The following is a 12,088-nucleotide window of genomic DNA, read 5'->3' on the forward strand; positions in this document are numbered from 1 at the left end:
GATAATTTCTAGATGTGGCTATTATATCACATCTAGAAATCTTTTTTGGGCATTGTCTACAGTAATGCTGTGTCTATCTCGCCACCACTGATTTATTAGGTGGTAATGTCAGCTTGTCTAGCCAGATACCAAATCCCATAGCAAATCGATTCCATCTCCAATATATTCAGAATCTTGGTTTTCATTAATCCATTGATAAAGATGAATGACTACACTATGAGTTTTTTCGTCGATTTTCTTCAGTGCATCTGTAGCACTCAAACGCACAATAGATGTTGAGTCTTTGAGGAGTTCTAGTAAGTCAGGAATTGCAACTTCTGCACCTATTTTACCTAACGCAATTGCGACGCTCAAACGCACAATAGATATTGAATCTTTGAGGAGTTGTAGTAAGTCAGGAATTGCGACTTCTGCACCTATTTTACCTAACGCAAATGCAGCCCTAAAACGTACATTAGATTCTGGATCTTTGAGGAGTTTTATTAACCCAGGAATTGCGACTTCTGTGCCTATTTGACCTAACGCAAATGCAGCCCTAAAACGTACATTAGATTCTGGATCTTTGAGGAGTTCTATTAACCCAGGAATTGCGATTTCTGCATCTATTTGACCTAACGCAAGTGCAGCACTAGAACGTACACTAGATTCTGAGTCTTTGAGGAGTTCTATTAACCCAGGAATTGCGACTTCTGCACCTATTTGACCTAACGCAAGTGCAGCACTAGAACGTACATTAGATTCTGAGTCTTTGAGGAGTTCTATTAACCCAGGAATTGCGACTTCTGTACCTATTTGACCTAACGCAAGTGCAGCACTAGAACGCACATTAGATTCTGCGTTTTTAAGGAGTTGTATTAACCTAGGAATTGCGACTTCTCCACCTATTTTACCTAACGCATCTGCCGCACTATAACGTACATTAGATTCTGAGTCTTTGAGGTATTCTATTAACCCAGGAATTGCGACTTCTGCACCTATTTTACCTAACGCATCTGCCGCACTAGAACGTACATTAGATTCTGAGTCTTTGAGGAGTTGTAGTAAGTCAGGAATTGCAACTGCTGTACCTATTTGACCTAACGCAAGTGCCGTACTAGAACGCACATTATATTCTGAGTCTTTGAGGAGTTGTAGTAAGTCAGGAATTGCGACTTCTGTACCTATTTTACCTAAAGCAAGTGCAGCACTAGAACGTACATTAGATTCTGAGTCTTTGAGGAGTTCTATTAACCCAGGAATTGCTGCTGCTGTACCTATTTTACCTAACGCAAATGCGGCACTAGAACGCATATTAGGTTCTGAGTCTTTGAGGAGTTCTAGTAAGCCAGAAATTGCTGCTTCTTCCTCTCCTAATGCAGCATAATAACGTTGAAATCGTACTTGATCTATTTGTTCCTCTTTCTCTTTTAACAATTGCAAAGCTTGAGTTTGAAAAGCTGTTTCGTTCAGGCTACACAAAATTTGGAATACTTGTGATTTAATTCTAGAACTAACGTGCAAAGAATCGCTGACTTCAAGATTTACTAAATTTTGTAAAATTTCTATAGCTGGATAATTTTTGGCATTTTTTAAATTTTTGATATCTTCAGCAAGGCAATTCCCCGCAAATAATAAGTCACGATGCAACCATTGTTCATATTCGCTATTCCTACTGAGAACTCTTCTAATAGCTGTAGCTGCTTTGTTTGGTGCTTGCTGAGTAATCAATAACAGTAATACCTCTCGCCAATGAGGGTCATGGAGATGCTGATCAATATACTGTAAAACAATATCAAAATCGTCTTGATCATCTGCTTGATAATTAATTTCTCTAGCACACAAATATTCTTGAAAGGTTTTATGCACAAAAGCATAGCAATCTTGACCTTGTTCATTCAGCAGTCCAGTACGTTCCTGAATCAAACTTAAAAAGCGTTTCGCTTTTTCTTCGGCTTTATAAAGCTCAATGCCTTTCAAAGATTTGATTTCTCTTTTTAATTGGTCAAGCAAATCTTCACGAGCAATGAGTGTTCCCCCTTCTTTATCTGCTGTACTACCTTGTCCATGAATCCAAAAAGCTAATTTTTGCATTAAAAATAGCAAGTCTTCAATATCAATATCTTGCAAGAAATGGTTAACGCTAATTTCTTTATTAGCATCCCAAGAAGTTAAGAGAGTTTCTACAGCTTTCTCATAAAGTTTGTGGCGACCTTTAGGTAAAACTGCTTGATAACGATGAATCAGAGCAATAATAGTCAACAGTAAAGGATTACGTGCTAGCAATTTGAGACGCTCATTTTTATTTAATGCTTCCCGTAAAGTTGTTTTACGTCGCTCCGCCTCTGACTTATCTTGAATACGGCTGTTATACCAACAGTTAATAAACTTTTCTATCTTCTCATCATCAAAAGCTAAAAGCTCGTAATGGGCAAACTCTTGAGTATTGAAAAAATCACGTTTATAGCCAGCAGGACGAGAAGTAATAACTGCACAATTTTTCGGAAACTGCCCTAAAAAATTTTCTATTTTTTGCACTACCTCATATCGTTTATTTTCTTGAGCAATTTCATCCAAACCATCAAAAAAGATAAAAGCGCGTCCATCCTCTAACCAATATTCAAAAAAACCAGCAGGTAAGGTTTTAACACATAAATTTTTTTCAACAAATTGCTTAACATATTCCAGAATGCTAGTATTTTCTTGCCTAGCAAAATCTCGTATGGGAATTATAATAGGTAAATAGTCTGCTGCGGTTATCTTCAGTTGATCAATCTGATTTTGAGCTATCATCACCACAAAATAACTCAGTAAAGTCGTTTTTCCAGAGCCAGGCGCACCTAAAAGCACAAACTTTTGGCAGTTTGTCTGATTTAAAATTTGGGAAGCCAACAATTTTCTCCCAGAAGAGTTGCGTAAAGCACGCTGTCTCTGTTCCCAAAGTAATTGTTGCTGACTTTGACTCAAATTAGATGAAAAAAATTCTGTTTCGATGCTGGAGTTTAGAGCATTTAAATTATTTTGGTTATCCTCCTGCACTTCTGGTAACACAAAAATATTGACTAGTTTCTCTGATTTGTCTACTTCTTGTCCTGGTACAGCAATGCCAACAAACTTAACATCATCAAACCAATTGACTAATTGCTGACAATAGTTCTCTTTGGCAATCTGAAACCTTATACAATTATCTGTATTTTCAAAATAAGTTTTAACAAAAACCTCCATCCACGAACGAATATAATCAATTTTAATTTCTTTCATTTTTGAGTCAGCTTTAGCTGATTTTTGGAAAATAATAGCTAAATAATCTACATCAGGCTTTCCCTCATTTTTTAGAGGCTTCTGTAGCTCCGACAATCCTTGTTCTTTAAAAAAATTACATAAAAATTTTGGTATAAAGTCTGGTGGACAAGAATAAAATAATTGAGTTTCTTGCTTACAAGCTTCTATAGTTGCAGTTTTAATTGCCTTATCTAAATCACTAGGGTTAAGTTTACTCGTAACACCACTTAGCAAAGCTTTAGAAACTTCTACTGTGACTAATTCTCCCACCCATGCACTAATCATTGCACCAATCATTATTATGATCTCCAGATAATTGATTTAAATGAATAACTATAAATTATAGATTGATACTAATGATACCAGTATATCTACTATATTAGTTAAACTTACGTCAATTTTTGCTGATTTTTGGCTGTTTGAAGTCTTTTATCATCTAATTTTAGACAGCGATCGCGCTTACAATCAAAAACCCAACTTTGTATATTGAGCTTTTGTCATTAATCTGGTCTAAAATTCTAGACATATGTTTGCGTCAACCTGCGGAGAAACTGCGATCCCGCATTGTGGATTGTGGTAATAAAAACTAAACCCAAACAATAGCCAGAAATGATCATTTAATATCAAGGTGTAACAGAAAGTATCATCTTTGAATCATATCGAGATGAACTGATACCATCTAACGAAATATAACTTATTGTCCGGGAATTTCAAATAATACCTAACTTGCAAATCGAAAATTGGTTTTCTGGGTAAACTTTCTGTCAAACTCCCAACGCGATCGCACAAATACTAATTCTCAACACAATAATAGCTTCTGCTTATCGTGCATCAGCTTCCACTTTAACGTTTCCGTGTTTTGTTCATTGTGTAAGAACTTCCGCTTTAACGTTTCCGTGTTTTGCTCATTGTGTAGGAACTTCCGCTTTAACGTTTCCGTGTTTTGTTCATTGTGTAGGAACTTCCGCTTTAACGTTTCCGTGTTTTGCTCATTATGTAGGAACTTCCACTTTAACGTTTCCGTGTTTTGCTCATTGTGTAGGAACTTCCGCTTTAACGTTTCCGTGTTTTGCTCATTGTGTAAGAACTTCCGCTTTAACGTTTCCGTGTTTTGCTCATTGTGTAGGAACTTCCGCTTTAACGTTTCCGTGTTTTGCTCATTAGACCTCTTGCACGAATCAGGAAAACAAAGCAAGTTCATAATTGAGAAGTCCAGCAATCAAGTTGCAACGTAAGCCAAAACGTCTTCTACGGTTACGATATTGTTCTTTGAGGATACGAAAAATCTTCAGTCGGCGATGAATGTGTTCACCAACAATACGTAGACTAGCTAGATGAAGATTGTGCTGGCGTTCACAAGTGGATAAAACTTCCCCACGAGGTTTTTTAGCCGGAATACAGCTACTAGCATGGAGTCTGGCAATTCCTTGGTAGCCCTTATCGGCTAAACACAACTGTGAATCATGAAATCTGACCTTGGTATTTTTCAGTAGCCGGAAGTCATGAATACGACCAGTTCCATAGGCAGTGCAAATGACTTTACCACTAGCTTGATCAACTACTAATTGTGCTTTCAAGGTGTGACGTTTTTTCTTGCCACTATAGTAGCGACGCTGTTTTTTTTTGGACGTTCTATAGGGGTTTCTGTAACATCGATTACCACAACTTGTAATGAGTAGGCACTTGAATGCAGTTCTCGTTTTCCAGGTAGTCGGAACGCTCCTGACTTAATCAGAATATTTTCTACTTTCCGTACTATCCGACATACTGTTGATTCATGGATACCCCAGCTTTTGCCGATATGAAAGTATGTTCGATACTCCCGCCAATATTCCAGTGCCACCAACAAATGGTCTTCCACACTTAACTTTGGCTGACCACCTTTTTTACCAGTCCTTACCAGTTCTGGCTTTAGTACTTCTACCATCCGTACAAAAGTGGCGATATGCACTCCGCATAACCTTTTAAATTCTGGTGGTGGCAGGTCTTTTATCTGTTCGTAGCTCATCGCTGTTTACTTTTTTGACCTGTATTTTTTCATCCTTACGCTATTCGTGCAAGAGGTCTATTGTGTAAGAACTTCCGCTTTAACGTTTCCGTGTTTTGCTCATTGTGTACTTAAATTTATGCTGTCGGCGATCGCATTTCTCGTGGTGGAAGGCGATCGCATCTTTGTCGTTTATTTCAGATATGCAGTTCACCACAATTGTGCTATCGACTGGCCACAGAATTACGAATTACGAATTTCCCTTGGATATTGGGGACGACAAGGACTACCCCAACAAACTTGCCCAGAGGGTATATCAGTAAAGACGCTGCTACGTGCGCCAATTACAGAGTTAGCACCAATTTGGACTCCTGGTGCGACAAAACAATCTGTCGCTACCCATACTCCGTTGCCAATGGTAATACTTGCGGTTTTCAAACCAAAGGCGGGATCTTGAATATCATGGCTACCGGTGCATAAATAACTTTTTTGGGAAATAACGCAGTGTTCACCGATATGAATCTCATCTAAACTATATATAACTACATCGTCCCCAATCCAACTGTAATCACCGATCGCAACTTTCCAAGGATAGGTAAATCTGGCTGTAGGTCGAATAAATACGCCTTTACCAATACGCGCTCCAAATAGTCGCAACAGCCAACAGCGTACACCATTGAAAGAATGCAAGGTTAAGGGAAAAGCGATCGCCTGCACAAACCACCACAGTAAAATATACCAACCAGGCCTTCCCCGATCAAACCAAGATTGGTCATATTTGCGTAAGTCTACAAAAGAGTTATTAGTCATTGGGCATTGGGAATTGGGCATGGGGCATGGGGTATTTATCAATTACTTTTTAAATAACAGTCCTTGGATGACGGCGTTTAAGTAACCGATTTGTCCGTAACTATAGACAAAGTTATCAAAGCTTTCCGCAGGATCTTTCCAAGAATATCGTAATGCTTTATACAAACCCCGGATGAATCTTTCACCACCTCGACTAAACTGGCCAATTCCGGCTTTACCTGCTAGTTGTTCTCGATAGCATTCGCTGATGCCTTGCCACCAACCACGGTTTAAAAACCAGGAACGGTTGATGCGTTCTGGGGCAACGTTATGAGCAACTAAAGCTGTAGGAAGGTAGGCAACTTGCCAACCTTGCTTGAGTGCCATTTCTGTCATCAGGAGTTCTTCGTTAGACAGCAGATTTTTGCCGACTCGACCTAGTTGGGGGTCAAAACCACCGATTTCTGTGAGAAATTGCCGACGGATGGAGTAATTTAAGCCTCTAGGAGTTAAACCTGGTTGTTGAATGTAAACTACGTTATCCCCTAAGTCGTAAGCCCCTAAATTAGCTGCCAAACCTGTAGATAACCATGACGGTGGCTCGGTATTAGGAGGCCATAATAAAGTAACTTTACCACCAGCGATCGCCAACTGAGAATTATCTTGATAAGCGTCATACAATACTTGCAGCCAGCCAACACTAGCAACTGCATCATCATCTAAATAGGCTAAAATTTCTGACTGCGCCGCTTCTGCCCCAGTGTTACGAGCTACAGATAAACCCAGAGTAGGTTCAAAAACATATTTTAACCGGGGATTACTTGCCCTGGCGTGTGTGACTTCACGGGTGCGATCGCTTGACCCATTATCCACCACTATCACCTCAAATTCCCCGGCGAAATCCTGCCCCAATAGGCTATCAATCGCCGCACCTAGATAATTATCCCGATTGTGAGTGCATATTACCGCAGAGATTTGCATATTTATCAATAGCCATTATTCAGTTATCAGTTATCAGTTCCCTAATTTATCGGAAACATATAGGTTCAAAACCGTAGTTTTCTTCCTTCGAGGAACGTGTCGTAGACAGACGCTAGTCCCTAGGAGGTAGAAACCCCACAAGAAAGTGGGTGTCTGTATTTAATTTTGAATTTTGAATTTTGAATTAATTCATACCTGCTGAATATGACTGTGTAAAACGACCAAAGTTTCTGCTAGTTGGCTGAGGCGAGTTTCTAGGTATTGCTTGCGTCCTAGGAGTTGGCGTAATTTTTGATAACGTGCGATCGCAATGCTGACGGTTGCTAACTGATTAGGTGGACAGGGACGTGACCATACTTTACCGGCAGCATCAACACCACAAAGACGATAACCTGTCTTTAAAGGTTGATGGGGTATTTTTTTACCGTCAGGAGTACAAATTTCTTCTACATAATCCATCAGGCGTTCTACTTCACCGTGGCGGAGTGTGGCAGTTCCTCCATGTTCTTTATCCCAAGGGTTAGATTCTAACCAACCATTAACAATTGGCCCTTCTAAGTAAATATCCTGAATTTGCTGCACAATAGTATGCAGTTCTTTTTGCCACCCTGCTACGTGTTCATGAATTTCTTGGAGGATATTCGTAGCTAATGCGGGATTTGCGCCGTGACGGTGGTTACTAAAACTGGGGGTTTTGAATTTCGGTAGGTTTGGAGTTTTACCAGCGTCTTCCTCTGTCGGAAAGGTTTGCACAGAACTGTGTTGCGGAAATATGTTTTGGGTATCAGTAGTTTCTGTGGGGATGTCAGTGCTGAAGTCTTCTATTTGTTCTGGAGTTTGGCTATCTTGAGCTTCCTTGGCTGCGACGCTAATTCTAAAGGACACAGGCCGCTTGATATTGTCACTTGCTTCTGTTGTAGTAGTATCACGAGTACCTAAATCGTGGAGAGTTGCTTCAATGCGTTTTATCCCTGCTTTCATAACTGTCCCCTGAAATCTACTGTTTGATTTTTAATCCTGAAAAATGGGTCTAACAAGATTGTTATCTTTCGCCCATTTTGGCATAAACTCAAAAATGAGTGTTGAGTGTGGCTAATCAGCACCTTTTAGCTGATGCTGGATTCACAAAATCATGTAAGTCTGCATCCCAAACACTAATGTAAATTAAATCGCAATTCTGGCGGATAATCTGACCTTTAACTGAACCAACAGCAAAACTAAAATCTTCTAACTGACGCTGTTGTACTTTTTGTAGTCCCTGTTGAATTTTAGATGTCGCTTGACCATCAAGCATTCCATTTAAAGTAGTCTGCATTAATTGTGGATCTACTGACTGGGCAAAGGCTACTTCGGTTTGTTTTAGCATACCTGTCTTGCGGTCAAACAAGTAGCCTAAGTCAACTTGGTTCGGTACTAATTTATAGACAACGGCGCGGGTTTTTCCCCACGCACCTCTTAAATCTCGATTTGGTTTTCCTAATGTCGCCTCTACGGTGCTTCTTGGTGTGCCTGTGGGGAAAGCTGGAACGGTTCTGGTGGTATTGCTTTTTTGTTTCTTGGGGGGTGGGTTTTCGGGTACGGAGTCTTCTGGTGGTGGGGTAACAACCGTCTCATTTTCTGTTGTTGGTGGTTGTGTAACTGTAGCTTGGGGTGTGGGGGTAGTGACTGGAATAGGAGGAGGATCGGAGTTTATGGGGGGGTTGTTGGTGGGGGTGGGAGAAGGAGAAGCTTCTGGTGGTGGGGTAGGGGTGGGGATAAAGGGACTGGAAGAAAATGGCGCAGAGATGGCAGGATCAGAAGCTACATCTGTGGGTGAGGGTATCGCATCACTTAAAGTTGGTTCAGAGGCTGGTTGGCGGGTGAAATGAGATAATGCTACTCCACCTAGCAAACCTGCGATGATTAAAACTCCCAATATCCAAAGGGGTTGTTGTTTTTTAGTGGGAGAGATTTTTTGAGGAATGGGTATAGCTTGGGTTTGTTGGGTTGCTTGAGGGGGATGAAAAACCGACTCTACAGGCATACTATCACTACCAGATAGAGCATACAGCATTTTATTGGCAGTGGTGAAGCGATCGCTTGCCTGGGGTTTAATTGCCTGAGTCAGCACCCTAGCTAAATCTGGGGAAATATGCGACGCGTATTGTTGCCAAAGAATCTCACCGCTTTGGGGATGAGTTGGCAGTTCTTCAGGATGTTTACCAGTTAACAGATAAATAGCGGTTAAACCTAAACTATAGATATCAGTAGCATAAACTGGTCTTCCTACTGCTTGTTCACTCGGCATATATCCCGGTGTACCTATCACCATTGAGCGTGTAAGATTTCCTGGAGAACCTACCACAGAACGAATTGTTTCTTTAACTGCACCAAAATCAATTAAAACTGGCTTTTGGTCAACAGCACGGAGAATAATATTATCTGGCTTAATATCCCGGTGAATAATTCCTTTACTGTGGACGTAATCTAACACCGATAATAGACTCAAGACAATTTGCCGAACAATACTTTCACTCTGCTGTCCTTTAGTTTCTAACAAGTCCCTTAAAGTTTGACCTTGAATCCATTCTTGCACTAGGTAAAACTGTCCATTCTCTAAAAAGTAAGCATAAAGCCTAGGGATTTGGCTACTATGTTCACCCAGATATTCTAAAGTTGCCGCTTCTCTCTCAAACCTTTGTTGAATCATTTGATAAGTTTGGGGATCATTAGCAATGGGTTTGAGTTGCTTAATCACGCAACGACGGCGAGAAGGCATATAAGTATCTTCCGCCAAAAAGGTTTCTCCAAACCCACCAGCACCGAGTACCTGAATCACTTGATAACGATTGTTCAGCAGAATGGATGTCATGAACAGTTAAATATGTCCGCCATTTCTCAATGTACATCAGGATGTCGAGACTGGGAGGTGTGAGTGATAAGTCTCAGACTAAGGAAAGAATCATCATTTTACTAACCCCTACACCCATACACCCGGGTGAGCGAAAAAAGGTGTGGGAAGTGTGGGGAGTGTGGGGAGTGTGGGGAGTGTGGGGAGTGTGGAGGGTAATTTTTTGGATACTGAGCTAGAAATCCCACACAAAATTTCTTTCACCCCCTAAACCCCTACACCCCTAAACCCCTACACCCCTACACCCCTACACTAGGCTGTTGACTTTGTTGAAATTTGGGCGGTTTTTAGTAATTTTGTACGCGATGTTTAATTTGTGCCTCAAAGCCTTCTCAAAACACAGTTTCAGCCATCGTAACTACGCACATTTTTTGCATGGACAAAATCCCAAAAAAGGTACAGAGTCAACAGCCTACCCCTACACCCCTAAACCCCTAAACCCCTACACCCCTACACCCCTAAACCCCTAAACCCCTAAACCCCTACACCCCTACACCCCTACACCTGTAAGCTAGGCGTATCCCTGTCAAGCTTTGCAACTCTGATTAATAACTTTGAATACTTTTATGGTTTTTTCAAGGGTTCTGAATAAACAGCAATCCTCATCATAATTCTGCTAAACCTTTGTTAAGAATAGTACAACTTTCTTAACACAAAGGAATATGTCTTATGGTCGTTTCAGGTGAGAAGAATAAACCACATGAAGTTGTGATTATTGGTGGTGGTTTTGGTGGACTGTATACAGCCAAGCATCTCAATACAGCTAATGTCAATGTAACTTTAATTGATAAACGTAACTTTCACTTATTTCAGCCGCTTTTATATCAAGTTGCTACAGGTACATTATCTCCTGGTGACATTTCCTCGCCATTGCGGGCTGTATTTAGCAAAAGTAAGAATACACAAGTTTTGCTAGGAGAAGTCAAGGATATTGATCCCAAATCACAAAAAGTAATTTTGGATGATAGAGTTATTAATTATGATACCTTAATCGTGGCTACAGGTGCTAATCATTCCTATTTTGGTAAAGATAATTGGAAAGATTTTGCCCCTGGTTTAAAAACTGTAGAAGATGCCATAGAAATGCGTCGCCGTATATTTGGGGCATTTGAAGCAGCAGAAAAAGAAACTGATCCTGAAATACGCCGTGCTTGGTTGACTTTTGTGATTGTTGGGGGTGGCCCGACTGGTGTAGAATTAGCAGGTGCGATCGCTGAGTTAGCATACAAAACTCTCAAAGAAGATTTTCGCAGTATCGACACCTCGCAAACGAAAATTATGTTATTACAAGGTGGCGATCGCATCCTCCCACACATTTCACCTGAGTTATCCCAAGTAGCAGCAGAATCTTTGCAACATTTAGGTGCAGTTATCCAAACTAAGACTAGGGTGACAAATATTGAAAACGACATCGTTACTTTTAAGCAAGGCGATGAAGTTCAACAAATTTCCTCAAAAACTATATTGTGGGCAGCCGGTGTCAAAGCTTCAGGAATGGGAGAAGTTTTAGCACAACGAACAGGTGTAGAATGCGATCATGCTGGACGTGTGATTGTAGAACCAGACTTGAGTATTAGAGGTTATCAAAACATTTTTGTAGTGGGAGATTTAGGCAACTTCTCTCATCAAGATGGTAAACCTTTACCTGGTGTTGCACCGGTGGCTAAACAAGAAGGAGAGTATGTAGCTAAACTCATTAAACGACGGTTGAAAGGTCATACTGTGCGACCATTCCGTTACAATGATGTCGGTAGTTTGGCAATGATTGGGCAAAATTTAGCTGTTGTAGATTTAGGCTTAGTCAAACTCTCAGGTTTCCTGGCTTGGGTGTTTTGGTTAATAGTTCACATCTACTTTTTAATCGAGTTTGACACTAAATTACTAGTAGTATTTCAGTGGGCGTGGAACTATATCACTCGTAACCGTCGTTCTCGATTGATTACAGGTAGAGAAGCTTTTGTAACAGCAAAAACTGCTAATTAGCAAAAGTATTCATACTTCAATACGGTTCAGTTAAGAAAGTTCTTCTGTTAAGGTAAGGGAACGGCAATAGCAAAAATCGGGTTATCTGAACTGTATTGGTCTATTACCGACGATACTGAAGCATTGGCAGCACTAATAGATGAAGTGGAACAAATGACACCCGTCCAAGTACAGCGATTACTAGCAGAATAATCAACCAC

At 40.4% G+C, this 12,088-nt stretch carries 8 protein-coding genes; 1 reads left to right on the top strand and 7 read right to left on the bottom strand.

All coding sequences use genetic code 11. The annotated features are described in order from the left end of the window. Positions 1–117: 117 nt before the first annotated feature. From ACPZ3T_RS24250 to ACPZ3T_RS24275, 6 genes are all read right to left on the bottom strand, one after another. The gene (locus ACPZ3T_RS24250; RefSeq protein WP_490271991.1) at positions 118–3,555 is read right to left on the bottom strand and encodes a HEAT repeat domain-containing protein; all 3,438 of its coding nucleotides are present in this window, start codon (positions 3,553–3,555) and stop codon (positions 118–120) included. Positions 3,556–4,436: 881 nt separating this feature from the next. Continuing rightward, positions 4,437–5,266 (bottom strand): IS5 family transposase gene (locus ACPZ3T_RS24255; protein ID WP_490271992.1). Its coding sequence is split into 2 segments (ribosomal slippage): positions 4,437–4,882 and positions 4,882–5,266, totalling 831 coding nucleotides; the frame shifts between segments, so codons are not numbered across the junction. A gap of 222 nt (positions 5,267–5,488) precedes the next feature. After that, positions 5,489–6,055, bottom strand: a complete 567-nt coding sequence (gene hpsU / locus ACPZ3T_RS24260) for a hormogonium polysaccharide biosynthesis acetyltransferase HpsU (RefSeq protein WP_490277355.1) — start codon at positions 6,053–6,055, stop codon at positions 5,489–5,491. Positions 6,056–6,097: 42 nt separating this feature from the next. Beyond that, positions 6,098–7,024, bottom strand: coding sequence for a glycosyltransferase family 2 protein (locus ACPZ3T_RS24265; RefSeq protein WP_490271993.1), 927 nt, complete (start codon positions 7,022–7,024; stop codon positions 6,098–6,100). Between the two features lie 180 nt (positions 7,025–7,204). After that, positions 7,205–7,996, bottom strand: coding sequence for a hypothetical protein (locus tag ACPZ3T_RS24270; protein ID WP_490271994.1), 792 nt, complete (start codon positions 7,994–7,996; stop codon positions 7,205–7,207). A 115-nt stretch (positions 7,997–8,111) separates the two neighbouring features. Then, positions 8,112–9,866: a protein kinase domain-containing protein gene (locus ACPZ3T_RS24275; RefSeq protein WP_490271995.1), complete on the bottom strand. Its 1,755-nt coding sequence runs from the start codon at positions 9,864–9,866 to the stop codon at positions 8,112–8,114. Positions 9,867–10,574: 708 nt separating this feature from the next. On the opposite strand from ACPZ3T_RS24275, the gene ACPZ3T_RS24280 reads away from it, so the two are divergent. After that, a complete protein-coding gene (locus ACPZ3T_RS24280) occupies positions 10,575–11,888 on the top strand; it encodes an NAD(P)/FAD-dependent oxidoreductase (RefSeq protein WP_490271996.1) in 1,314 nt (437 codons plus the stop codon). 47 nt (positions 11,889–11,935) lie between these two features. Here the strand turns inward: ACPZ3T_RS24280 and ACPZ3T_RS24285 are convergent, their stop codons facing one another. Further along, positions 11,936–12,088: a hypothetical protein gene (locus ACPZ3T_RS24285; RefSeq protein ID WP_490271997.1), complete on the bottom strand. Its 153-nt coding sequence runs from the start codon at positions 12,086–12,088 to the stop codon at positions 11,936–11,938.

This window comes from Aliinostoc maniaoense, from assembly GCF_058172895.1.

Coding starts and splice junctions, on each gene's coding strand:
- ACPZ3T_RS24250 (WP_490271991.1), bottom strand. CDS start 3,555: ATGATTGGTGCAATGATTAGTGCATGGGTGGGAGAATTAGTCACAGTA.
- ACPZ3T_RS24270 (WP_490271994.1), bottom strand. CDS start 7,996: ATGAAAGCAGGGATAAAACGCATTGAAGCAACTCTCCACGATTTAGGT.
- ACPZ3T_RS24275 (WP_490271995.1), bottom strand. CDS start 9,866: ATGACATCCATTCTGCTGAACAATCGTTATCAAGTGATTCAGGTACTC.
- ACPZ3T_RS24280 (WP_490271996.1), top strand. CDS start 10,575: ATGGTCGTTTCAGGTGAGAAGAATAAACCACATGAAGTTGTGATTATT.
- hpsU (WP_490277355.1), bottom strand. CDS start 6,055: ATGACTAATAACTCTTTTGTAGACTTACGCAAATATGACCAATCTTGG.